Origin of the sequence: Clostridium nigeriense, assembly GCF_050585265.1 — a bacterium.
Classification (GTDB): domain Bacteria; phylum Bacillota; class Clostridia; order Clostridiales; family Clostridiaceae; genus Clostridium; species Clostridium nigeriense_B.
Genome location: NZ_JBNOOE010000007.1, coordinates 76716 through 102180 on the forward strand (window position 1 = coordinate 76716; position 25465 = coordinate 102180).

Here is a 25465-nt window from a genome sequence, read left to right on the forward strand (position 1 = left end):
TCACTACATAATTTTACATCATTTTTTTAATTCTGTGAATATAATTGTAAACTTTTGTATATTAATATAAAATAAGCAAAAAAAGAGGATATAATCCTCCTTTTTGTTTTAAAACTCATGTTTTTTTAACCAAGATAATAAATCTGATATAACTTCATCTTTATTATCTTCGTTTAACATTTCGTGCCTACCATCTTTATATAATTTATATTCTAAATCCTTAACTCCTATTTTTTTATATGTATTATATAAATTAATAATACCCTTTCCTAAATAACCTACTGGATCCCTATCTCCTGCAAAAATAAAAATTGGTATATTTAACTTCTTAACTTTTTCTAAATTTTCATCTTTATGAATATCCCAAAGTCCATTTATTAAATCATAATAAAATTCTGTTGGATAAATAAATCCACAAAATTCATCTTCAATATACTTATTTACTTCATCTAAATTTCCACATAACCAGTCAAAATCAGTATCTGGATTTTTTACACTTGAATTAAACCCTCCAAAGGATAGCTTATCCATAAGTTTACTTCTATTGCCTTTACCTTTTATTCGCATTTCATTTCTACAAACTAATAATCCCAACTTAGTAAATGATTTTGGTTTTCCATTGCTACCAGATAGTATTAATGCATCTATACTATCTCCATACTCCTCTAGATACCTTTGACTTAAAAAAGAGCCCATACTATGTCCAAATAAAACAACTGGAACATTTCTATTTTCATTCTTAATAATATCATTTAAAGTTTTAATATCTTCTAACATAGTATAAAATCTATTATTCTCACTTATATAACCTAAGTAATTTACACTCTTAGAACTATTACCATGTCCACTATGATCATGACCATAAACTATATATCCTTCATTAACTAATTTATTTGCAAAATAATCATATCTTCCTACCCACTCAGACATTCCATGTACAATTTGAATTATAGCCTTAGGACTATCATTGTTTCCCCATTTGTAATAAGTTATAATCGAACCTTCTTTATTGGTGAAATTATGTTTTTCCACTTAAATACTCTCCTTTATAATATTCTTAATAAAATCTTATCATAACTTTATTTTTAAGTATATAAAGTTATGATATACTATTCATAGTAAAAATCAAAAATTATTTTAATTTTGATTATCTCTTAATATTATTGTACATAATATTGGATAAGTATTATAAGGTGGTGAAGAAGATTAGTATTAAATCTATAGTAAGCATTATAGCTTCAAAATTAACAATTTTTCTAACAAAAACAATACTAAAAGGGGGAACGACATTTCCAGGAAAAGTGGCCTTAAAAATAGATAAAAATATACTAAAAAAAGTATCAAAAGGTTACAAGGTAGTTTTAGTTACAGGAACTAATGGTAAAACTACAACAACAAGCATGATATACAATATAGTAAAAGAAAGTGGAAAAGAAGTAATTACAAATAATACCGGTGCCAATCTTTTCCCTGGTATAGTAACAACATTTATTGATAATTACAAATTCTTTAGTACGCCTAAAGATTCTTATGCAATTATTGAAGTAGATGAAGCAAACCTAAAATATATTACTGAATATATTTCTCCAGAAATAATTACAGTAACTAATCTTTTTAGAGATCAATTAGATAGGTATGGCGAAGTATACACTACTCTAAGTAAAATCTTAGAGGGTATCAAACTTTCACCAAGTACCACATTAGCTTTAAATGGTGATGAATCTCTATTAGGTAAACTTGATCTTCCTAATAAAACTGTATTTTATGGTTTTAATGCAAAAATAAACGAAAATAAAAATATCGATGTTAATGCAGATGCAAAGTTCTGTAAGTTCTGTAAGTCTCCTTATAAATATAATCATATTACATATAATCACTTAGGTGATTTTTACTGTACAGGCTGTGGATTTAAAAGAGCTGAGTTAAAGTATGCTGTAAATGAAATATTAGAATTAACTCCAAATAGCTCTACTGTTAAATTAAATGACTTAGAAGTTACTATAAGTCAATCAGGAGTTTATAATATTTATAATGCTTTATGTGCATACTCTATTGCTAAGGAGCTTGAAATTGATGATAATTCAATAAAAAAATCATTACAAAATCAAGATTCAAGTTTTGGAAGACAAGAGTCTTTAAATATTGATGGAAAAGATGTTAAAATTATATTAGTTAAAAATCCAGCTGGATATAATCAAGCTTTAGATACTCTTTGCTTAAATAAGGATAACTTTGCTGCTGCATTTTTATTAAATGATAATTATGCAGACGGTACTGATGTTTCTTGGATTTGGGATGTTGATTTCGAAAAGCTTCATGATTTGAATATAGATGAAATATTTATTTCTGGTATTAGATGTTACGATATGGCAGTAAGACTTAAAGTTGCTGGATTAAATAAGGAAAATTTCATAATTGAAGAAAGCTTCCAATTACTAACTGAAAAAATTAAATGTGGTAAAAATAATAAAATATATATTCTTGCTACTTATACTGCAATGATTAATTATAGAAAATACCTATACTCAAAAGGTTATATTAAAAAGCTTTGGTAAGAAAGGAGTCTATTAAATGGAATTAAATATTTGTCATCTTTATCCTGACTTACTTAATGTATATGGCGATGTTGGTAATATATTAATACTAAAACATAGAGCTGAAGAAAGAGGAATAAAGGTTAATATAATAAACTCATCATTAAATGATAAATTCGATTCAGAAAATACGGATATCTTATTTTTTGGTGGTGGGCAAGATTTTGAACAATCAATAGTATCTGATGATTTAAAAAATATAAAGAAAACTGCTTTACAAAAATATATAGAAAATGAAAAAGTAGTTATTGCAATTTGTGGTGGATATCAACTTTTAGGTAATTATTATATAGCTCCTAATGGAGAAAAAATTGAAGGTCTTGGAATCTTAGATATATATACAGAAGGTGGAGAAAAACGTTTTATAGGTAATACTGTAATTTATAATGAAGAGTTTAACGAAACTTACGTAGGCTTTGAAAACCATTCTGGAAGAACCTATATAAATAATCTAAAACCTCTAGGTAAATGCCTTCATGGTTATGGTAATAACGGAGAGGACGGATATGAAGGATGTATATATAAAAATACTTACTGTACCTACTTCCATGGTTCTCTTCTATCAAAGAACCCTGAATTAGCTGATAGATTTCTAAAAATTGCATTAACTAAAAAATATGGAGATATCGACCTAACTCCTTTAGATGATGCTTTAGAACTTAAAGCCAAAAAAGTAATAATAGATAAGTTAGAAAAGAAATAAATAAAATGGCAAGATTAATCTATCTTGCCATTTTATTTATTTAAAACATTAATTTCTTTAAGATATTGTATTTCCCAAGGCTCTATTTCATATAAAGTTTTAAAGACATATCCTCTTTCTTTGTAAAAGTTAATTATATCTTGCAAGGCCTCAACTGTTACTTTTTTACCACCTAAATCATGCATAAGTACTATTTCTACATTATATAAGCCACCTTCATCTCTTACTCTTGACTTTAAAAAATCTGAAGAAACTCCATCTGACTCTGTATCTCCAACTGCTATTGTCCAATCTATATAATTTTCTCCATTTTCTATGATTCTTTTTTTTATATTAGATAAAACCTCCTTTTCACACATCTGATTATCAGACCCTCCTGGCATTCTTATAAAATTCATTTTCTTCTTTCCTATAATATCTTCTATATTTTTCTTGCAAGCTTCTAAATCTTTAAAATATTCATTTTCACTTTTATATATACTTCTATAATCATGAACATTACAATGAGGCATTATGCACATTCTATTATTATCCAAATCTTTTAATAAATATGGATATATACTAGCTGAACCTCCTACTACAAAGAAACTTGCTTTAATATTATTCTCATTCAATATATCTATAATATCTTTTGTTATCTTTATAGATGGCCCATCATCAAAAGTTATATAGACTGTCTTCTCAGAAAATTCTGTATATATAGCCGAAACTTGGATATAATTAATACTGAAAATTAAAAGAAAGAATATGAAAAATTTTTTAAACTTTATTATAATAACACCTCCTTACGTCAGTTTTATTTTATGCAATTATTAATTTTATATTATATATAATTTAAACTACTTAACATATGTATAAAATATTGTTATTATTTATTTTAGATGATATACTGTAAACAGTGTTTAAGTCGTATACATAATTGAAATTCTAATGAAATGGGGAGATGAACTTGAAAGTAAAACACTTATTAAAAACGCTAGCATTTGCTCTTTCAGTTTCATTATTAGCTCCTATTGCTAATAAAGTTAGTGCACAAGAGACAAATATTCAAACTCCAGAAATTATGGGCGAAGCTGCCATAACTATGGATATTGATACTGGAGAAGTTATTTATTCTAAAAATGCAGATGTGAAGCTATCACCAGCAAGTACTACTAAATTGATGACTGCATTACTATTTTCAGAAAATAAGTCTAAAACAGATGTTTTAACTTTTTCTGATAATGTCTTAAAGGTAACAGAAACTGCATTAAATAATTATGTATCATTACATGCTGGAGATACAATTTCTGCTGATGATACAATGAAGGCTGTACTTATTTATTCTGCTAATGATGCTGCATACTTAATGGCAGAATCCGTAGGAGGAACAGTTGATAATTTTGTTAATATGATGAATGAAAAGGCTTCTGAACTAGGGCTTACAAATACTCATTTTGAAAACCCTTCTGGCCTAGAAGAAGATCCTTTAAATCCAACTAATACAACAATAAATCAAACTACAGCTTATGACTTAGCTAAAATTGCTATTGAAGCATTTAAAAATGATTGGATTAAAGAAACCATGTCCCCTAAGAATATTGAAACTAGTATTAACCTATCTGGCTCTCCAATAATTATCGAATCTAGAAATAAAATTCTTGGTAAAGATGGAAATATTGGTGGAAAGACTGGTACTGAAACTTTAGCAGGGCACTGTTTCGTTGGTTTCTTTGAAAAAGATGGTAGAGACTTAGTTACTGTAGTTTTAAAATCAGAATATGGTTCAACTGGCTTAAATGTATTTGAAGATACAGAAAAAATAGCTGATTATAGCTACTCTTTAGAGAAAGATATATATAAAAATTCTGGTGATGAAGTAGGTACTGTGGACCTAACTTATAAAACTTTTAAATTTTTTGGTGCTGAAAAACAAATAACTGCTCCAATATACTTAACTGAAGATGTAGAATACTATAAAAATGATTTTAATGATGAAAATGCAGCTATATCATATAATGGTAATATAAAAGATGCATGGAAATTAAGTGGTAACAAAGAAGTTACATTAACTTATTCAACGCCTGGTTATTCTCAAGATATTACTGGAACAATTAAAATTTCATCTATGGAGCTTATAAAGGCTAATTTACCATTATACTTATTATCATTATTAATTTTAGTTATAGTAGTAGTTCTAGTAGTATTAATTATTAAAATAATTAATACTAAAAAAAGAAAAAGTAGAAGAAGATACTATTAGAAATTACGAATAAATAATAATTTTATTTTAAAAACTCCTAAGGGAGTTTTTATCTTTTTATAAAATCAAAAATTAAAGGATGGTTAAATTTATGAAAAAGCAAAATTTCAAAGGTAGCGTAATGTTAAATCCTACACCAGTAGTAATAGTTACTAGTAAAAATAGAGAAGATAAAGTAAATGCTTTTACTGTAGGATGGATAAGTACTGTATGTACTAAAGAACCAATACTTGCTATGGGGGTTAGACCAGAACGTCTTTCTTATGAGTATATAAAAGAAAGTGGTGAATGTGTTATTAATTTACCTTCAAGAGATATGGTGAAATTTCTAGATTACTGTGGAGTTGTATCTGGAAGAAAAATAGATAAAATAAAGCATTTTGGTTATAAATTAAATGATGGTGTAGCTATTAACACTCCATCCATAGATTTATCCCCTGTTGCTCTTGAATGTAAAGTAAAAAGTATAACTCCCCTTGGAACTCATGATCTATTCTTATTAGATGTTATTAATGTTAAGGTAAATGAAGAAATAATAGATGAAAAAGGGAAAATCTGCTTTAACAAAGCTAATTTAATTTGTTATAATCACGGTGAATATTATGGCTTAAATGCTAAGCCTCTAGGTTCTTTTGGATACTCTATAAAAAAGAAGAAAAGAAAAAAATAAAATATTTTATTGGTTAAAATTACATATAATTTTATTTGTATATTTTATGATTATTCCAATAGCTTCCTTGACATTAATTAAAAATCTATCTATACTCAATTATATTGAAATGAATTAATTCGGGGGATACGTAGTATGTTTATATTAACTTATAATATTAAATTTAAAGAGCTAGATGAAAAAATTGAAACTTTACAAATCAACGATATTTTTAATGTTTTTTATGAAAGCCCATTAGAGATTACAACTGATGAATATGGATATGGCTATTTAGAAAAAGAAGTTAATACAATCGATATTAAGGTTGCTTTTGATGAAGATAAGGAAGGTTTAGGCTTATTCAAAGACAAACTTACCTCATTATTAAACAGCGATTGTATTTTAATAGAAGAAATTCATAATAATTATGAAACTTATGATTTTCCAGTGGTTCATATAAATGATAATTGGGTACTAGCCTCCCCTAACGAGGATATAAATGATAAAAATATAAGTAAAATTTCTTTTATTTCTCAAGGTGCTTTTGGAACAGGTTTACATGAAACTACCAAAGACTTATTAAATGTTATTTTAACTAAAATAGATTTAGATAATAAAAAAGTTTTAGATATTGGTACTGGATCAGGAATATTATCTATTGCCTCTGCAATAATCGGTGCTTCTAAAGTAACTGCATTAGATATAAGAGATGTAAGAGAAGAAGTTGAATTAAACGCAGCATTAAATGGCCTTTACAACGTTGAAACCTTAGTTGGTAATGCACTTAATGGCGAAGTTCAAATTAATGATAAATTTGATTGGATTTATATAAATATCGGTGGTGAAGAAACTGAATTATTTATGGATCTAATAAAAGAGCATTTACTACCTAATGGTAGCCTATTAGTATCAGGACTTGTTGAGTGGAGTTTTGATAAAGTGAAATCTATAATTGAAAACTATGGATTTGAATTACAAGAAAAATATCAAACTAATGAATGGATGACAGCTATATTTAAATAAAAAATGCACCAAAAGGTGCATTTTTTATTTATCGTAAAAGAATTTATATATATTATAATTAGCTTTTACCTTATCTACATATTTTTTTGTTTCTGGAAAAGGAATATAATCTAAATTTTCTCCATCTAAAGAATACTCTTCCTGACTTAACCATTTATTCACATTTCCACTACCACCATTATAGGCTGCTAAAATCAAATCTAAATTTCCATCAAATTCATGTTCTAAATTTTTTAAATACCAGCAACCTATTTTTATATTAATTTCTGGATCAAAAAGCATAGAAGTTTCAAAATCATCGACTTCTAATTCCTTTGCTACCCATTCACCAGTAGTATCCATTATCTGCATTAAACCTTTTGCATCTTTATTAGATACAACGCCTTCATTAAAATTACTTTCTGTTTTTATTACTGCCAAAACAAGATAGGGCTCTAATTCATATTCCTCACTATATTTATTTACATACTCAGCGTATTTGTAAGGATATACATACCTCTTCATTGCAAACATAAGTCCAAAATAAGCTATAATTGCTACAATTAAAATGGTTAATATACGCTTAAATTTCATTATTTTCTCCTTACTTATTAATTACATTTAGAAAATCAATTACCTTATCTACCTGCTCCTTAGTTTTTAATAATTCTCCGTTATTATCTATAATTATATGGGCATAATCTCTTTTTTTATCTAATGATAGTTGAGCATTAAGCCTATTTATAGCCTCATCTCTAGATAATCTATCTCTATTTTTTATTCTAATTATTTGAGTATTATTGTCAACCCAAACTACTATAATATAATCCATATATGTATGAAGATTATTTTCTATTAAAGTTGGTGCATCAATAATTACTATTTTTTCACCAGCCTGTTCATACTCATCTAAAGTAGCAAATATCTCTTTATTTATATATGGAAGTATAATATCTTCATATTTTTTTCTTTGCTTTGGAAATCTAAATATATGGTTACCAAACTCTCGTCTTCTAAATTCACCTCTCCAATCAAAAAAGCCTGATCCAAATTCAATTTTAATTTTATCAATTATTTCAGGATATTTAATTAAAACATTTTTTGCTATAACATCAGCATCAATTATCTTAAACCCCTTTTCAATTAACATTTTTGATACAGTGCTTTTACCTGAACCAATTCCTCCTGTTAACCCTATTTTTATCATTTTAGTTAGGCCCTCCCTATTTAGCTTCATACCATGTCTTTCCTATATTTATATCTACCTCTAAAGGTACTTTCATTTCTAATACCTTTTCCATTTCATTTTTTACAATATTTTTTACTTCTTCTAATTCATCTTTCTTAACATTTAAAATAAGTTCATCATGGACTTGTAAAATAATCTTACTTTTTAATTCTTTTTCTCTAAGTTTATTATATACATTTACCATGGCTAACTTAATTATATCTGCTGCACTTCCTTGAATAGGTGCATTCATAGCTAATCTTTCACCTAAAGCTTTAACTATTCTATTAGAAGCTTTAATTTCTGGTATAAATCTTCTTCTATTTAAAATAGTAAGTACATATCCATTTTCTTTTGCTTCTTCAATTAATCCATCCAAATATCCTTTAATCTTTGGATATCTATCAAAATATATTTCCATATATTCAGCAGCTTCCTTCTTAGTTATATGAAGATCTTGTGAAAGACTAAAATCACTTATACCATAAACTATACCAAAATTAACAGCCTTAGCTCTACTTCTCATTAAAGATGTAACTTCTTCTACTGGAACTTTAAATACTTCTGAAGCTGTTTTTCTGTGAATATCACTGTGATGTTTAAAAGCATCTATCATATTTTCATCTTGAGACATTTCAGCTAAAACTCTAAGCTCTATTTGAGAATAATCACAAGATAATAATACATCTTCAGATTCATCAGGTATAAATACCTTTCTAATTTCTCTTCCCATTTCATATTTAATAGGTATATTTTGAAGATTAGGTTCTGTACTTGATAGTCTTCCTGTAGTAGTTACTGTTTGATTGAATGTTGAATGTATTTTTCCATCTACATCAATAACATTTTTTAGGCCTTCCACATAAGTAGAATTAAGTTTTGTTATTTGTCTATAATAAGTTATTTTAGGTATTATTTCATGCTTATCTTGAAGTTTTTCTAGAACTTCAGCATTAGTTGAGTATCCTGTTTTTGTTTTCTTAATAACTGGTAAGTCAAGCTTTTCAAAAAGTATTTTTCCTAATTGCTTTGGTGAATTAATATTGAACTCTTCTTCCGCTAAATCAAATATTTCTTTTTCTGTTGTTGTAATTTCTTCTTTAAATTTTACAGCTAAATCCTCTAACATAGATTTATTAATATTAAATCCTAAAGATTCCATGGAAGACAATACAAATATTAAAGGATGTTCAACTTTATAATAAAGTTCTTCCATCTTTTCATCTTCTATTTTTCCATGAAGTATATTATAAATATCCTTTAACTTACTATTTACCTTACATTTAATTTCATCATCACTACCATTTACATCTTCGCCAAGGTATTCATTTATTAAAGATAATAAATCATAGGCATTTCTTGCTGAATTAATTAAATATGCTGCTATTGCTGTATCAAACTCAAAACCTTCAATAGAAATATTAAGCTTATTTAATATAGTAATTAATGATTTTCCATTATGAATAACTTTTTTTATATCCTTGTTTTCCATAATAGTTTTTAAAGATAGATAAGCATTATCTTTATCTTCATTTACAATTTCATCAAACTTTATAAAATATGTTTTACTATCACTTGATAAGTAAATATTCTTCAATATAATTTCAGAATATTTTTCACTATTAATAGTTTCATATGTTATATAAATTTCACCTTTTAAATCCTTAGATAACTCTAAAAATGATTCAGAACTATTTATATATGTTATATCTATAGCTTCCTCTAAGCTCTCCTCTTCTATCTCATTCCCCTTTGATAACTTATCAATCATAGATTTCATTTGTAATTTAAATAATAATTTCTTTAATCCATCTCTATCATAAGATTCCTGACTCTTAATTTCATCTAAATTAAATTCTATTGGTACTTCTGTAACTATAGTAGCTAATTTTTTACTAAAAATAGCCTGCTCCCTATATGTTTCTAAATTTTCTTTTAGCTTTTTACCACTAATATTATCTATATTATTTAATACTTGTTCAATAGAACCATATGTTTGAATTAATTTATACGCTGTTTTTTCACCAACCCCAGGCACTCCAGGAATATTATCTGACTTATCTCCCATAAGTCCTTTAACATCTATAAATTGAGTTGGTGTAACTCCAAATTCATCAACAAAGCTTTTATAGTTATATGTTGCAGTTTCTGTTACACCCTTCTTTGTAATTACTACATTTATATTTTCTGAAGCTAATTGAAGAGCATCTCTATCTCCTGTTACTATAAAAACTTCAATATTATTTTTTTCTGCATATTTTGCTAGAGATCCAATAATGTCATCTGCTTCAAATCCATCTAATTCATATTTTGTTATTGATAATAAGCCAAGCAACTCCTTTATTATAGGAAATTGCTCTGCTAATTCTGAAGGCATTTTCTTTCTTCCTGCCTTATAATCTTCATATTCTTTATGTCTAAAAGTAGGTCCTTTTTTATCAAAAGCTGCTACTATATAATCTGGCTTTAATTCTTCTTTCATCTTAAATAACATATTTACAAAACCATAAACAGCATTAGTATGAATGCCTTCTGACGTTGTAAGCTCTGGAATTGCATAAAAAGCTCTATTTAAAAGAGCATTTGAATCTAAAATTAATAATCTTTCCATATTTTCCTCCAAATTAAGGGATAAATTCCTTAAAGGTATTTTTATATAAATTATACTATTTTTATGAAAATAAATCATTATATTTTCATAAATATATAGCTTAAAAAATACTTAAATCTAATTCCTGTGATAAGTCTTTAATTAGATTTATTCCCGCTATACTATTACCTCTATCATCAAGAGCTGGACCATAAATACCTATTCCATATTTTCTTGGTACTGTTGCAATTATTCCACCGCCTACACCTGACTTCGCCGGTATTCCTACATTAACTGCAAATTCACCAGAAGCATCATACATTCCACATGTAACCATAATAGTCTTTACTATTCTACATACTTCCTTTGGAATTATTTTTTCATTTGTCCATGGTATAACTCCATCATTAGCAAGTACTGCCCCAAATCTTGCTAAATCTCTTGCTGTTAGTTCTATCGAACATTGCTTAAAATATAAATCTAATATTTCTTCTACATCCCCCTCTAAAGCTCCAGTACTCTTCATAAAATAAGCTAAGGCTCTATTTCTATTTCCTGTTTCTTTTTCTGATAAATATACACTTTCATTTACTGTAATTTTATCATTATTAGTTACAGCTTTCATAAAATCTAATATTTTTTCAAATCTCTCTTCTACATCTTTTCCATCTATCAATGAAGTGGTTACTATAGCTCCAGCATTAATCATTGGATTATAAGGCTTTCCAGTATCACTAGCCTCTAAATTAACTATTGAGTTAAATCCCATTCCAGTTGGCTCTACATCCACTTTTTTAAACACATTATATCTCCCATTATCTCTTATAGCCAATATCAAAGTAACTATCTTTGAAATACTTTGCATAGTAAATTTTTTATCATACTCCCCTGAGTAATACTCCTTTCCCCTAGAATCTACTATATATATTCCAAGGTCATTTGGATTTGCCTCTAATAACGCAGGAATATAAGATGCAAGCTTTCCCTCTTTACCATATTCTCTATTTTTTTCTACTAGTGTATTTAATAAATTAAACATAAACTTTCACCTCTTATTTTTCCTATGCTTTTCGTAATATATATTATATTAATAATTATTATTATACACAAGGAAATTTATACTTATATATTTTTAACTAGACTATTTTTCTATATTATGTAAGAATAAATAGTATAAAGAATTTAATTTACTATTGAGGTGATTTTATGAATATGAAAAATATGTTAGAAAAGTATGCAAAACTAGCAGTAAAAAAAGGAGTTAACTTACAAAAGGATCAAGTTTTATTAATAAATTCTCCTATAGAATGCGTAGATTTTGCAAGAGCTATTACAAAGGTTGCTTATGAAGAAGGAGCAAAAGATGTCATTGTTCATTATGCTGATCAAAATATACAAAGACTTAAGCTTCAACATGCAAGTATAGATACCTTAAAGGATGTTCCAAACTGGGTTGCTGAATCATATATATCTTATGCAAGAGAAGGCTGCTGTGTAATTTCAATTTCAGCTTCTGATCCAGACGCATATAAAGGAATTCCTATGGAAAAAATATCTGCATATCAAAAGAGCAGACAAATAGCACTAAAAGAATATTATACTTACTCTATGTCTAATAAAATTCGTTGGACAGTAGTTTCAGTTCCAACAGAAGCTTGGGCTTTAAAAGTATTTAATGAATCAAATGCAGAAGAAGCTGTAGATAAGCTTTGGAATGTTATATTTAATGTTGTTAGATTAAATAATGATGATCCAATTAAAGCTTGGGATGAACATAATACAAACATAGATAAAAAACTAGAATTTTTAAATAAATATAACTTTAAAAAACTACACTACACAAATGCTCAAGGTACAGATTTAACTATTGAACTTCCTGAAGATCACATCTGGCTTGGAGGTTCTGAAAAATGTACTTCAGGAATAGAATTTAATGCTAATATGCCAACTGAAGAAGTATTCACACTTCCTAAGAAAGATGGTGTTAATGGTATAGTTACTTCATCTAAGCCTTTAAGCTATGGTGGTAACTTAATTAATAACTTCTCATTGACTTTTAAAGATGGTCAAGTAATTGATTTTAAAGCCGAAGAAGGATATGATGCACTAAAAGACTTATTAGATAGTGATGAAGGAGCTCGATACTTAGGCGAAGTTGCCTTAGTTCCATATGACTCACCAATCTCTAATTCAAACATAATTTTCTATAATACACTATTTGATGAAAATGCAGCTTGTCACTTAGCTTTTGGTGAAGCTTATCCAACTTGTTTAGTAAATGGTGAAAACTTATCTAAAGAAGACTTGGCTAAAAAAGGTGCTAATTCTTCTATCGTTCATGTTGACTTTATGGTAGGTACAAAAGATTTGAACATTGTTGGCTATACTTCAGATAATAAAGAAATTCAAATCTTTAAAAACGGAAACTGGGCAATGTAAAAAAGCTGAGGAAACTCAGCTTTTTTTATATCCAATATTCTTCTAATTGATTATTTTTACCTAATTATCCTCTTTTCTTGGTTTGTTCTTTCCAAGTTTTCTAGATTCTTTTGAATATCCTACTTCATCTGCTGTCTCAACCTGCATCTTTTTTAATTCAGCTTTAGTTTTTTGACTTGATTTTTTATTTTTCTTTGAATTCTTATTATTTTTATGAGCCATTATCAACACCTCCATAGATAGTTTTAATATTTAAGGTGCTTTTTATTCTAGGAAAAAAGTAGCTGCAAAACCTTGCAACTACTTAATTTATTAATTATTATATATTTTTTCTAATCTTACTCTTATTTCCTTAATAAATTCAGAAGAATTAGTTACTGTAACATTATCTAGCTCAGAAAGTAAGGCTAAATCCTTGGTCATATAACCTTCATTTATTGTTTGCATAGAAGCTTTTTCTAAGTTATTAGCAAATTCCATTAATTCATTATTATTATCTAATTCTCCTCTTTTTCTTAGAGCTCCTGTCCATGCAAATATAGTTGCAATAGAATTAGTCGAAGTTTCTTTTCCTTCTAAATGATTATAGTAATGTCTTTGAACTGTTCCATGCGCTGCTTCATATTCATAGTATCCTTCAGGTGAAACTAAAACAGATGTCATCATTGCTAAAGATCCAAAAGCAGTAGCTATCATATCGCTCATTACATCACCATCATAATTCTTACAAGCCCATATGTATCCACCTTTAGACTTTATAACTCTTGCTATAGCATCATCTATTAATGTATAAAAATATTCAATATTTAATTCATCAAATTTTTCTTTATATTCATTATCAAATATGTCTTGGAAAATATCTTTAAATGTATGATCATATTTTTTAGAAATAGTATCCTTAGTAGAAAACCAAAGATCTTGTTTTGTATCTAATGCAAAATTAAAGCAACTTCTAGCAAAACTTTCAATAGATTTATTTAAATTGTGCATTCCTAGAACTACTCCATCTCCATTAAAACTATGAATTAATTCCCTCTTTTCTTCTCCACTCTCACTAATAAAAACTAATTCAGCTTTTCCTTTACCTTCTAATTTCATTTCCACATCTTTATAAATATCTCCATAGGCATGTCTAGCTATAGTAATAGGCTTTTCCCATGTTCTAACATAAGGTTTTATAGAATCAACTATAATAGGTGCTCTAAATACAGTACCATCTAATATAGATCTAATAGTTCCATTTGGACTTTTCCACATTTCTTTTAAATTATATTCCTTCATTCTTGCAGCATTGGGAGTTATTGTAGCACATTTTACTCCTACTCCATATTTTTTAATAGCTTCTGCTGCTAATGAAGTAACTTCATCATTAGTTTCATTTCTATATTCTAAACCTAAATCATAATATTCTGTTTTTAAATCAATAAATGGATATAACAATTCATCTTTAATAGTGCCCCATAAGATTCTTGTCATTTCATCTCCATCCATTTCAACTAATGGATTTATCATTTTAATTTTTTCCATTTTTAGCCCCCCAATTCAAATTTTTAATAAATTAATTATACCTTATTACCTATGTTTTTACAATTATCTTTCTTTTTGGTAAATATAAAATAGGCTATCTCAATGATAGCCTATTTAAAAGATAAAAATTATTTATTTAAAACTATTAAAAGTTTATTTTATAAAAAACTCTTAAGTAAGTTTTTTAATTTAAAATTATTTAATAATATACATCTTTTAAAAGAAAATACTAATAAGAATTATCGCAAAAGCAATTTGACAAACACCAACTGCTCCTCCATAAAGCATTGCTAAAGGTCCTTCTTTAACCAAATCTGAAATTTTTACCCTCATACCTATACCAGCTAAAGCTATTATTTCAAAGTTGCTACTTATCCATTTAAATAATTTTGAAATTGATTGTGGAATAAATCCAACTGTATACAGTATACATATAATGAAAAATCCTGTTATAAACCAAGGAATATTTACTTTTCTTTTTTTATCAATATGAATAACTTCATCATTTTCATGGGGTACTTCATCAACAGTTAAATCTATTTTTTCAAATACTAAAACCACAACTACAAGCAATATTATTCTAATAATTTTAAATACAGTTGCTAGATTCACAACATCATCCGATACAAACTTAGCTGATCCTATTACTTGACCTACAGATTGCAATATACCACCCATCATAGCAGATGTATGTAAAGTCTCATTATTATATAATGCTGATGTTATAAATGGTAATAAAATCATAAGTATTGTACCTATTACATTAACAATAGTAATTGCTATCACCTTATCAGAATCATTAGCCTTAACTACTGGAGCTGTTGCTCCTATTGCAGAAGATCCACAAACTGCATTGCCTGAAGCCATCAATAAGCAATATTTTTCATTAAATTTCAATTTTCTTCCTATCCAATATGCTGTAACAATAGTTAAAGTCATTTGCAAAACAATGAAAAATAAACCATTTAAGCCTAATCCCATTATTTCTGCAAGATTTAAATTTGCTCCCATTAAAACTATTGAGTAGTTTAATAAGTCTTTTTCTGCAAATTTAGTTCCTTCATCATACTTTTTATTTTTAAATATAGTATTACCTGCAACTATACCTATAAAAATAGCAAAGGTAGCTGCTCCAACTGTAGAAAACTTTTTACCAAGTACTTCTGATATAATTCCAATAATTAAACAAATAACTATTCCCGGTAAAATATTTGTTACTTTTTTCAATTTTAACACCTCAATATCTATAAACTATTTACTAAAATTCATTATAGATATTATTTCTTAAAAGTTAAAATACTATTATTTTATTATTATAATAACTATTTACCTATATATAACTTTTTGAATAGTCAATAAAGGTTTTCATATTATTAGAAATAAATTTATCATTATGCATTATTAAGCATAAATCTCTTTCTATTCTTCCTTCTAATAATCTAAACATAAATAATTCTTCACTTTTGACCTTATCTTCTATAACTCTATAAGAAAGACATCCAACTCCTAAATTTGCTTCTACTGTCTTCTTAATAGCTTCTGTATTTCCTAACTCTAGGAATGTATTAAATTTTATTTTATTTTTCTTAAGGAATAACTCCATATGTTCTCTTGTCCCACTCCCAGTTTCTCTCATAATCAGCTTCTCATCTTCAAGCATTTTCCCTGGAATTTCATTAAAATCTTTAATTCGATTTTGCTCTCCACAGATAAAAACTAATTCATCTTTCCAAATAACTTCTTTTGCTATTTCTTCTGAATGTATATCCCCTTCTACAAAAGCAAAATCTACTTTGTTTTCTAAAATCAAATTTTCTATATTTTTAGTATTTTCGATTATTAAAGATATTTCTATATCCTTAAATTTATTTGAAAAATCCTTTATTATCTCTGGTAGTATGTATATTCCTATAGTAGTACTTGCACCTATAACTATTTTTCCCTTTTCATTACTGTTAAAATCCCTTATAGTTTTAACTCCCTCATCATATAAATTAAGAATTCTTCTAGTGTAGTTTAAAAATACCTCTCCCTCATGAGTCAAAAATAATTTTTTTCCTATTCTATCAAATAATTTAACCCCTAAATCTAATTCTAATTCATGAATACTTTGACTTATAGACGGCTGACTTATATACATTTCTTTAGCAACCTTTGTCATATTCAAATATCTTGCTGTTTCATAAAAAATTTTAAGCTTTCTAAAATTCACTATTTTCTCCCCTTTTAAAATAATAAAAAACTCAGCCAAGGCTGAGTTTTTCTTATATTATTATTTCTTTACATCTTCATAATCAACATCAATAACTTCACCAATAGAATCATCTATATTCTCATTAGTATAAGAAGACTTATATTCAGGAGTATAGTTACCTGTTGAGTTAGTCCCTTTTTTTCTTCCAAAATAATTTTTTACTTTAAAGATAACCCATAAAGCTATTATAACTGGAAGCAATACTAATAAAAGTTTAAAAGCTATAACTCCTACTACTCCAATAACGAATATTGTACCTACAATATATAACAAACTTTTAATGCTATCACTCATATTTTAATACCTCTTTAATTTATTAATATTATTTTTCTCCACCTTGAAGTTATTATACCATAGATAAAATATTTTTTCAATAAGAGATATTTTTTATTCTTTTAAAAGGTTATATATACTCTTTAATTGTTATACAATTAATTTTTTATAATATTGTTTATGATTAATGACATTTATCACATGGATCATATTTTCCACTTTCTTGTATTGTTCCTTCTAAAATAGTTTTACTTCTAGATAGAGTAGGACAATTTTTAGTAGTATGATAACTCTTTCCACCAGGTGTCCAATAAACTATTTCTGAGCTATTAATACTACTTTGAGTATTATTATTTTCAGTAGTATTATTGCTTGTAGTTATATTGCTTGCTGTTGAATTACTAGTATTACTGCTACCATTATTAGTAGAAGTTAAATTATTAGATGATGTATTTGATTCTAAACTAGCATTATATTCATCTGGATTTATATTATCAAACTCATCATTTATTACATTACCATTAATCGTATATGTATAACTATAGTGGCTTGGAATCTGTGTTGTAGTGTCTGGATATGTTATTATTGCGACAAAATCCGTACATCCCCCAGCATCTCTTATGACCTTTTCCATATAAGCTTGATCACCATGTCTATTAAGTGTACTATTTTGAGGAGTTATGTTATATGCATTAGAAACACCACCAAGAGAATCTGCTATAACATGTCCCTCATCTAAATTTTCACTTTCAACACCAGGAACCTTTGCTTCATCTGAATAATATCTTCCATTAGAATTAACAGGCTCTGTTGAATCATCTTGCAATATAATCTTCTTAGCTATTACTTTAACTAATTGACCGTATTCATTAGTAAAAGCATAATATTCTCTATCACCAAACCCAATATCAACTACAACATTAGGCTCTCTGTATCCAGATAGATTTCCACCATCAACTTCAATTAATCTATATCCTTCAAATATATCTTCTTGGATATCTGTTGAATTTAATTTAGTTTCTTCAACATTTAAATTTTCTTTAACTTCTTCATTTTTTGAATCATCTTCGATCTTAGCATCTTCTTTAGTTTCAGTTACTTCATTTTTATTGTTATTTACTATTTCTTGCTGATTGCTTAGATTTGAATCTGTTGGATTAATTATACCAATAACTACTATTATAGTAACTACCATAATTCCAAATAAAGTTGAATAATATTTCAATGCCTTCACTTTAAATTTCTTATTGAAATAAATTATAGATGCTGGTGCAATAACTAAGCCTATAACTGCTAAAAATGGTGAATCTATAGCAATAGTTAAAAATAATATACTTAGATAAACAGCTATAGACCCCATAATAATATGAAGTATTTGTATTAACTTCTTCATTTGTATAAGTCCCCCTTAAATGATAAAATTACCATATTATTTTATCACCTTTTTGGGATATGTCTATATTTTTAAAAGTTTATTATATTTTACTATCAAGTCTAAAATCATAAATTTATCTCCATTTATAATTTTAGTATAATAAATTAATATACATTTATATATATATTAATTTCCTTTAAAAATACCCTAATTTTTTAAAGTTTTTCTTTATTTTTCACAATTCTATTTCCTTGATTGCAATTGTAAATTTTTTATATATTTTGCATTTAGAGTAGGATTTTATGTATTCTAAAATTAATCAAATTAGATATGAACTTGAAAAGCTTTATGAATCTAGTGGACTTTCAAATGAGGTTTTAAAAGTAAGTAGACAACTTGATAAGGATATTAATGAGATACAAAAGAAATTGAATAAGAAATATTTTTATATGCAACTTAAGTAAAATACATGAAAACTCTATATGAAATTTAAATTAATATCTTTAAACATTTTATTTTAAAAAGGGCAACTAATAAATTAGTCACCCTCTTATTATCTGCCACCATTATATCAACGTATATAAAATTCCGTTGACATTCTGTTGACAAAATTAAATTTTCAATAGTTTTTAAACAATTGATTTTACTCTATTTCATTGCTTCTTCAATAGCAACTGCAACAGCAACTGTAGCACCTACCATTGGATTATTTCCCATTCCAATTAATCCCATCATTTCAACGTGAGCTGGAACTGATGATGATCCTGCGAATTGTGCATCTGAGTGCATTCTTCCCATAGTATCTGTCATACCATATGAAGCTGGACCTGCAGCCATATTATCTGGGTGAAGAGTTCTTCCTGTACCACCACCAGATGCTACTGAGAAATATTTCTTTCCTTGATCTACACATTCTTTCTTATATGTTCCTGCAACTGGATGTTGGAATCTTGTTGGATTAGTTGAGTTACCAGTAATTGATACGTCAACTCCTTCGTGATGCATTATAGCAACACCTTCTCTAACATCGTTAGCACCATAGCATTTAACTTTTGCTCTCGGTCCATTTGAATATGGAACTTCTCTAACTATTTCTAATTTACCTGTAAAGAAATCAAAGTTTGTTTCAACATAAGTAAATCCATTTATTCTTGATATGATGTATGCAGCATCTTTTCCTAAACCATTTAAAATAACTCTTAGTGGTTCTTTTCTTACTTTGTTAGCTTTTTCAGCTATCTTAATAGCACCTTCTGCTGCTGCAAAACTTTCGTGTCCTGCTAAGAAAGCAAAACATTTAGTTTCTTCTCTTAAAAGCATAGCTCCTAAGTTTCCGTGTCCTAAACCAACTTTTCTATCATCTGCAACTGAACCTGGGATACAGAAAGCTTGTAAACCTTCACCAATAGCTTCAGCAGCATCAGCAGCTTTTGTACATCCTTTTTTAATAGCTATAGCAGCTCCTAAAGTATAAGCCCACATAGCATTTTCAAATGCTATTGGTTGAGTTGATTTTACGATTTCGTAAACATCTATACCTTTTTCATCACAAACTGTCTTTGCATCTTCTATTTTAGTCATACCGTATTTTTCTAATACAGGAATGATTTGATTTATTCTTCTTTCATAACTTTCAAATAATGGCATAATACTGTTCCCCCTTCAAATTATTCGTGTCTTGGATCGATAACTTTAACTGCTTCGTCAAATCTACCGTATTGTCCTGTAGCTTTTTCCATAGCTTCATTAGCATCCATTCCCTTAGCAACCATTTCCATCATCTTTCCTAAGTGAACAAATCTATATCCAATTATTTCATTGTTTGCATCTAAAGCTATTTTAGTTACATAGCCTTCTGCCATTTCTAAGTATCTTGATCCCTTAGCAACTGTTCCGTACATAGTACCAACTTGTGATCTAAGCCCCTTTCCTAAATCTTCAAGTCCAGCTCCTATAGGTAGTCCACCTTCTGAGAATGCAGTTTGACTTCTTCCATATACTATTTGAAGGAATAATTCTCTCATAGCTGTGTTAATTGCATCACAAACTAAGTCAGTATTTAAAGCTTCTAATATTGTCTTTCCTGGTAATATTTCTGAAGCCATAGCAGCTGAGTGAGTCATTCCTGAACATCCTATTGTTTCAACTAATGCTTCTTCTATTATTCCATCCTTAACATTTAAAGTTAATTTACAAGCTCCTTGTTGTGGTGCACACCAACCAACACCGTGAGTTAATCCTGAAATGTCCTTTACTTCTTTAGCTTGTACCCATCTTCCTTCAACCGGAATTGGTGCAGGTCCATGATTGGGTCCCTTAGCAACAACGCACATTTCTTCCACTTCTCTTGAATACATCATATTATATCTCCTCCCTAATTATAGATCTCTGTAGCCATCGTATTTTTATAGCTCCACTTAAACTTATGCTACTTTAATCGGGACAAACAAAGCCCCACTATGGGCATATTTATCCTATATCTATAATAACAGATGTCAAAAGGTCTAACAATATTTTCTTATAAAAAACTTATGTTTTCTTTTTTAAAAATTATCTCTTGCTATTTTAATCCTATTTTGTTATAATTATTTTTGTCTTAAGTCGGCATGGCGGAACTGGCAGACGCACATGACTCAAAATCATGCGGTTTTACCGTGAGGGTTCGATTCCCTCTGCCGGCACCAATAATTATAAGAAATGACTTTATTACTTGGTTTAATTACCTTTTAATAGAGTCATTTGTTTATTTAACATTTATTATTAACAATATTATTTCTCATACTTTTTTGTAATAATTCTATAATTTATAATATACTTCCCATCATTGGATAATCAGATTCCTCATTTCCACCATTTATAGCTTTTATTCCAGAATGAAGAAATGTAGATCTTATCACTGAATTTTTTCCATATTTTTCTCTTAAATTATCAATAGTCTTGTCTAAAGCTTTTTGTTTATCTAATCTTTTATCATCAAATAATGAACCTTGGAAGAATTCATTACTACATAGTTTCGTTACTCTTACACCTATTTGCTTAATAGGTTCCCCTTTCCATATTTCAATAAATGCATTAGTTAATTCCTTATATATTATTTCTGTTGAGTCAGTATAATTGGATATAGTTCTTTGATGTGTATATCTATTAAATCCATAATCTTTTAAAGATACAGATACTACTTTACATAAACTATTAGTGACTCTTAACCTGCTACATACGGATTCAGTTAGAGATAATATTATCTTTAATGCTTCTTCTTTTGAAATTACGTCCCAAGCAATAGTTGTAGAATTTCCTATACCTTTTACTTCTATATAGTTATATTTTTTAACTTCTGAATTTTCAATTCCATTTGCATAATTTTTTATAACTTTACCATGACTCTTAAATATATTTTCTAAAATATCAAAATCAAATAGGGCTAATTCACCTATAGTATTTATATTTAATTTATCTAATTTTCTTTTTGTTACCTTTCCCACCATAAACAGGTCCTCAACTGGTAAAGGCCACATTTTATCCATTATCTCATCTTGAAACAATGTATGAATAGAATTTTTAGGATTAAAATCACTAGCCATCTTTGCTAATAATTTATTTGTACTTATCCCTATATTAACATTAAAGCCTAGTTCTTTTCTTATTCTATCTTGAATTTCTCCAGCCTTCTCAATGTAATTTTCTTTATAATGACTTACATCCATGAATACTTCATCTACACTATATCTTTGTATTTTAGGCGAATATTCACTTAATAAATTAAACATAGCATTGCTAGACTCCATATATAATTTGTAATTAGGTTTAAATATCTTAAGTTCAGGACATTTCTTTAATGCATCTACTACTGGCTCTCCAGTTTGAATTTTATACTTCTTTGCAGGTATAGATTTTGCTAATACTATCCCATGTCTTTCATCACTATTTCCTCCAATTATAGATGGAATATCTCTAATATCTTCTGTAGTTTCCCCTAACTGTAACATTCTTACGGCAGTCCAAGATAAGTAGGCTGAATTTACATCTATATGAAATATCACTCTTTCATTCATAGTATTTATCTACCTTTCTAATATTTAAATAATATCCATTTATAGGTATTAGAATCATATTTTATTTCATATAATTTTTCTATCCCATCTATCACACTAGAGCAAGTAAATTTCTCCATTATGTTTCCTGCTAATCTTTCCCTCTCTGTTTTTAATACTCTATCCACCTTAATAACCTTATCCCCATCCTCTTCAACCTTAAATCTAATAGGATTAATAGATCCATCTTTATTAAACCATGCTATCATTTGTATTGGTTTTGCTACAACTTTCATAATAACACCCCTATATTGGTAAATCTTAATAAAATTATAGCGAACAAACGTTCTTTTGTAAAGAAAAAATTATCTATCTATTGAAAATATAAGGATTATCAAAAGAATAACCACCTTATAATTTCCTAAATAATAAAATAAGGACTCCCAATTAAACAGGTAGTCCTTATTTTAAATATATATTATTTATTATTGCTCAAATCTATTATTATCCTCAATTAATTGAGAATTATTATTATCATTTGTATGAGCATTGCTATCACCTGTGTTTTCTTCTCCTGGCTCTGAAGGAAATGGAATTTCGGGATCTTTTTCTTCTTCCGGCTCCTTTTCTTCTTCTTTATAACTTTCATCAATCTCAGGTTTCTTATCATTCTCATCCACAGCGGTATCTTCTGACGGCTTTGTAGTTTCAGGTTTAGTAACTGGTGGATTTGATACTTGAGATGTTTGTGTTACAGTATTATTATTTTCCCAAGTACTAGTACTTCCACTAGACTCATAATACGTTTCATCACTATAGGTATTATCTACAGAAGTTTCTTCTTTGTTTTCCTCGTCTCCCTCATCTTCCTTATTAGTCAATAACTCATTATAAAGATTTTCATAATATATCTTTATCTATATCTCCTTCAGTTATATTTAAGTCTATACTTTCATCTAATTCTTTTATTTTACTTTTTATATCTTCTAATTTTTTCTTCTTTTTAGTTTCTTCTTTATCTTTATCCACTTTAGTATCTTTTCCAGTAGAATTATTCTTTTTAATTACTTGAAAAGCTAAATTTTTACTATTTAAATCATTTGAATAAAATATTCCACTTACTACTACTGTAATTAAGATAACTATAAGAAATATGCATATTCCTAATTTAATCTTAAAGCTATCTTCAACTAAGTCAAAAATTTTTCTTATAAATCTCATATAACTCTCCCCTATGTATTTAAATTCCTTCTATATTTTAACAAATCATAAAATAAGGTACAATTAAAATCTTAATATCATAATCTTATATTTATTTAAATGTAATTATACTTATTAGATATTTTATCCAACTCCATGTGATATATTCCCATATTATTTATATTTTATCTTTTGTATCAGTAACCTTTTTATAAAAATTGTTTATAACAATAATTTTATGTATATTTTATATTTTTTAGTAAATAATACTATTGTCTTTTAGATATTAGATAAATTTACTAAAAGGAGGAATATTAATGAAAAAATTTGTTTGTACTGTTTGTGGTTATATCCATCAAGGAGATACCCCACCTGAAATCTGTCCTGTTTGTAAAGTAGGTCCTGAAAAATTTAAAGAAATTAAAGAGGAAATGAATTGGGCCGATGAGCACAGAATTGGAACTATAACTGATCTTGATTCTGAGGTGTTAGAAGCTCTAAGATCTAATTTCACAGCTGAATGTACTGAGGTTGGTATGTATTTAGCAATGTCTCGTCAAGCTGATCGTGAAGGTTACCCTGAGGTAGCTGAGGCCTATAAAAGAATTGCATATGAAGAAGCTGAGCATGCATGTAAATTTGCTGAAATCTTAGGTGAAGTTGTAGTTTCTGATACTAAAGCTAATCTGCAAGCAAGAGTTGAAGCTGAATATGGTGCTTGCGACGGTAAAAAGCAACTTGCTGATTTAGCAAAAAAATTAAATTTAGATGCTATTCATGATACGGTTCATGAAATGTGTAAAGATGAAGCTAGACATGGATGTGCTTTTAAAGGCTTGTTAAATAGATATTTTAAATAAAGGAGAGATTTTAATGCAAATTATAAATTGTAATGCAGTTAACTGTTCTCATAATAAAGAAAAAGTTTGTTATTCTAACAGAATAAATATTGTAGGAATAAATTCGAATACCGATAGAAATACTTCCTGTGCTTCATTTTTAGATAGTCAAACTTATGGGACTTTAACAAACAATGTATTTCAAAATGGGGAACCTTGTGATTGCTTAGTATGTAATGTTAATAGCTGTAAATATAACGAAAATCAATTATGCTCTCTTGATTCTATAAATATTTCAGGTAATGGAGCTAATTTATACAGTGAAACTAATTGTGAGAGCTTTTCTAAAAAATAGTATAAATTAAAAATGATATCCTCGAAAGGATATCATTTTTTCATTAAGGGGATAAATAACTAATTGTTAAGCACTAACAACTATATTTATATAATACTATGACTATATGTCAATATTGTTACAAAAGTAATAAGAAATTATTTCTTTTTAGTTACTAAAATCTT

At 27.7% G+C, this 25465-nt stretch carries 27 protein-coding genes and 1 tRNA gene; 10 read left to right on the top strand and 18 right to left on the bottom strand.

Annotated elements, in window-relative coordinates; translation table 11 throughout:
- Positions 1-108: 108 nt before the first annotated feature.
- Complete coding sequence (locus tag ACQPVP_RS08160) at positions 109-1032, bottom strand: lysophospholipase (protein WP_430848919.1); 924 nt, start codon at positions 1030-1032, stop codon at positions 109-111.
- Between the two features lie 164 nt (positions 1033-1196).
- Here ACQPVP_RS08160 and ACQPVP_RS08165 point away from each other — a divergent pair, with 164 nt between their 5' ends.
- Both ACQPVP_RS08165 and ACQPVP_RS08170 read left to right on the top strand, forming a co-directional pair.
- The gene (locus ACQPVP_RS08165; RefSeq protein ID WP_430848921.1) at positions 1197-2555 is read left to right on the top strand and encodes a MurT ligase domain-containing protein; all 1359 of its coding nucleotides are present in this window, start codon (positions 1197-1199) and stop codon (positions 2553-2555) included.
- A gap of 16 nt (positions 2556-2571) precedes the next feature.
- Positions 2572-3297 carry a type 1 glutamine amidotransferase gene (locus tag ACQPVP_RS08170; RefSeq protein ID WP_430848923.1) on the top strand — a complete coding sequence of 242 codons (726 nt, stop codon included), beginning with the start codon at positions 2572-2574 and terminating at the stop codon, positions 3295-3297.
- Positions 3298-3329: 32 nt separating this feature from the next.
- Here ACQPVP_RS08170 and ACQPVP_RS08175 read toward each other — a convergent pair whose 3' ends face one another.
- On the bottom strand, positions 3330-4073 hold the full coding sequence (locus ACQPVP_RS08175; protein WP_430849126.1) for a polysaccharide deacetylase family protein: 744 nt from the start codon (positions 4071-4073) through the stop codon (positions 3330-3332).
- 167 nt (positions 4074-4240) lie between these two features.
- Here ACQPVP_RS08175 and ACQPVP_RS08180 point away from each other — a divergent pair, with 167 nt between their 5' ends.
- From ACQPVP_RS08180 to ACQPVP_RS08190, 3 genes are all read left to right on the top strand, one after another.
- Positions 4241-5539 carry a D-alanyl-D-alanine carboxypeptidase family protein gene (locus ACQPVP_RS08180; RefSeq protein ID WP_430848925.1) on the top strand — a complete coding sequence of 433 codons (1299 nt, stop codon included), beginning with the start codon at positions 4241-4243 and terminating at the stop codon, positions 5537-5539.
- A gap of 91 nt (positions 5540-5630) precedes the next feature.
- The gene (locus ACQPVP_RS08185; protein WP_430848927.1) at positions 5631-6209 is read left to right on the top strand and encodes a flavin reductase family protein; all 579 of its coding nucleotides are present in this window, start codon (positions 5631-5633) and stop codon (positions 6207-6209) included.
- A 135-nt stretch (positions 6210-6344) separates the two neighbouring features.
- Positions 6345-7211, top strand: coding sequence for a 50S ribosomal protein L11 methyltransferase (locus ACQPVP_RS08190; protein ID WP_430848929.1), 867 nt, complete (start codon positions 6345-6347; stop codon positions 7209-7211).
- 24 nt (positions 7212-7235) lie between these two features.
- Here the strand turns inward: ACQPVP_RS08190 and ACQPVP_RS08195 are convergent, their stop codons facing one another.
- The 4 genes from ACQPVP_RS08195 to glsA form a co-directional block, all read right to left on the bottom strand.
- On the bottom strand, positions 7236-7784 hold the full coding sequence (locus ACQPVP_RS08195) for a lytic transglycosylase domain-containing protein (RefSeq protein WP_430848931.1): 549 nt from the start codon (positions 7782-7784) through the stop codon (positions 7236-7238).
- A 10-nt stretch (positions 7785-7794) separates the two neighbouring features.
- Entirely contained in the window at positions 7795-8397 is a 603-nt protein-coding gene (gene coaE / locus ACQPVP_RS08200) for a dephospho-CoA kinase (protein WP_430848933.1), read from the bottom strand.
- 16 nt (positions 8398-8413) lie between these two features.
- Positions 8414-11029, bottom strand: a complete 2616-nt coding sequence (gene polA / locus ACQPVP_RS08205) for a DNA polymerase I (protein WP_430848934.1) — start codon at positions 11027-11029, stop codon at positions 8414-8416.
- A gap of 100 nt (positions 11030-11129) precedes the next feature.
- The gene (gene glsA, locus ACQPVP_RS08210; RefSeq protein WP_430848936.1) at positions 11130-12047 is read right to left on the bottom strand and encodes a glutaminase A; all 918 of its coding nucleotides are present in this window, start codon (positions 12045-12047) and stop codon (positions 11130-11132) included.
- Positions 12048-12214: 167 nt separating this feature from the next.
- Between glsA and ACQPVP_RS08215 the strand changes: the two genes are divergently transcribed.
- Entirely contained in the window at positions 12215-13447 is a 1233-nt protein-coding gene (locus tag ACQPVP_RS08215; protein WP_430848938.1) for an aminopeptidase, read from the top strand.
- 60 nt (positions 13448-13507) lie between these two features.
- On the opposite strand, the gene ACQPVP_RS08220 is transcribed toward ACQPVP_RS08215, so the two are convergent.
- The 6 genes from ACQPVP_RS08220 to ACQPVP_RS08245 form a co-directional block, all read right to left on the bottom strand.
- Positions 13508-13669: a small, acid-soluble spore protein, alpha/beta type gene (locus ACQPVP_RS08220; RefSeq protein ID WP_430848940.1), complete on the bottom strand. Its 162-nt coding sequence runs from the start codon at positions 13667-13669 to the stop codon at positions 13508-13510.
- A gap of 90 nt (positions 13670-13759) precedes the next feature.
- Complete coding sequence (locus ACQPVP_RS08225; protein WP_430848942.1) at positions 13760-14974, bottom strand: NADP-dependent isocitrate dehydrogenase; 1215 nt, start codon at positions 14972-14974, stop codon at positions 13760-13762.
- Between the two features lie 216 nt (positions 14975-15190).
- Positions 15191-16201: a YeiH family protein gene (locus ACQPVP_RS08230; RefSeq protein WP_430848944.1), complete on the bottom strand. Its 1011-nt coding sequence runs from the start codon at positions 16199-16201 to the stop codon at positions 15191-15193.
- A 103-nt stretch (positions 16202-16304) separates the two neighbouring features.
- Entirely contained in the window at positions 16305-17186 is an 882-nt protein-coding gene (locus ACQPVP_RS08235; RefSeq protein ID WP_430848946.1) for a LysR family transcriptional regulator, read from the bottom strand.
- 60 nt (positions 17187-17246) lie between these two features.
- Positions 17247-17522: a hypothetical protein gene (locus tag ACQPVP_RS08240; protein ID WP_430848948.1), complete on the bottom strand. Its 276-nt coding sequence runs from the start codon at positions 17520-17522 to the stop codon at positions 17247-17249.
- Positions 17523-17685: 163 nt separating this feature from the next.
- Positions 17686-18894 carry a DNA/RNA non-specific endonuclease gene (locus ACQPVP_RS08245; RefSeq protein ID WP_430848950.1) on the bottom strand — a complete coding sequence of 403 codons (1209 nt, stop codon included), beginning with the start codon at positions 18892-18894 and terminating at the stop codon, positions 17686-17688.
- A gap of 284 nt (positions 18895-19178) precedes the next feature.
- Between ACQPVP_RS08245 and ACQPVP_RS08250 the strand changes: the two genes are divergently transcribed.
- Positions 19179-19340, top strand: coding sequence for a Spo0E family sporulation regulatory protein-aspartic acid phosphatase (locus ACQPVP_RS08250; protein ID WP_430848952.1), 162 nt, complete (start codon positions 19179-19181; stop codon positions 19338-19340).
- A gap of 184 nt (positions 19341-19524) precedes the next feature.
- Here the strand turns inward: ACQPVP_RS08250 and ACQPVP_RS08255 are convergent, their stop codons facing one another.
- Together ACQPVP_RS08255 and ACQPVP_RS08260 are read right to left on the bottom strand one after the other, a co-directional pair.
- Positions 19525-20523, bottom strand: a complete 999-nt coding sequence (locus ACQPVP_RS08255) for a GGGtGRT protein (RefSeq protein WP_430839199.1) — start codon at positions 20521-20523, stop codon at positions 19525-19527.
- A gap of 20 nt (positions 20524-20543) precedes the next feature.
- Entirely contained in the window at positions 20544-21236 is a 693-nt protein-coding gene (locus tag ACQPVP_RS08260; RefSeq protein ID WP_066894354.1) for an iron-sulfur cluster assembly scaffold protein, read from the bottom strand.
- Positions 21237-21476: 240 nt separating this feature from the next.
- On the opposite strand from ACQPVP_RS08260, the gene ACQPVP_RS08265 reads away from it, so the two are divergent.
- Positions 21477-21560, top strand: a tRNA-Leu gene (locus ACQPVP_RS08265).
- A gap of 120 nt (positions 21561-21680) precedes the next feature.
- On the opposite strand, the gene ACQPVP_RS08270 is transcribed toward ACQPVP_RS08265, so the two are convergent.
- From ACQPVP_RS08270 to ACQPVP_RS08285, 4 genes are all read right to left on the bottom strand, one after another.
- The gene (locus tag ACQPVP_RS08270; RefSeq protein WP_430848954.1) at positions 21681-22928 is read right to left on the bottom strand and encodes a Y-family DNA polymerase; all 1248 of its coding nucleotides are present in this window, start codon (positions 22926-22928) and stop codon (positions 21681-21683) included.
- A gap of 17 nt (positions 22929-22945) precedes the next feature.
- A complete protein-coding gene (locus ACQPVP_RS08275; RefSeq protein WP_430848956.1) occupies positions 22946-23203 on the bottom strand; it encodes a hypothetical protein in 258 nt (85 codons plus the stop codon).
- A 189-nt stretch (positions 23204-23392) separates the two neighbouring features.
- Positions 23393-23788, bottom strand: a complete 396-nt coding sequence (locus ACQPVP_RS08280; protein WP_430848958.1) for a hypothetical protein — start codon at positions 23786-23788, stop codon at positions 23393-23395.
- Between the two features lie 19 nt (positions 23789-23807).
- The gene (locus tag ACQPVP_RS08285) at positions 23808-24128 is read right to left on the bottom strand and encodes a hypothetical protein (RefSeq protein ID WP_430848960.1); all 321 of its coding nucleotides are present in this window, start codon (positions 24126-24128) and stop codon (positions 23808-23810) included.
- 296 nt (positions 24129-24424) lie between these two features.
- Between ACQPVP_RS08285 and ACQPVP_RS08290 the strand changes: the two genes are divergently transcribed.
- Together ACQPVP_RS08290 and ACQPVP_RS08295 are read left to right on the top strand one after the other, a co-directional pair.
- A complete protein-coding gene (locus tag ACQPVP_RS08290) occupies positions 24425-24967 on the top strand; it encodes an NADH peroxidase (RefSeq protein WP_430848962.1) in 543 nt (180 codons plus the stop codon).
- A 13-nt stretch (positions 24968-24980) separates the two neighbouring features.
- On the top strand, positions 24981-25301 hold the full coding sequence (locus ACQPVP_RS08295) for a DUF1540 domain-containing protein (RefSeq protein ID WP_430848964.1): 321 nt from the start codon (positions 24981-24983) through the stop codon (positions 25299-25301).
- The last annotated feature ends 164 nt before the right edge of the window (positions 25302-25465 follow it).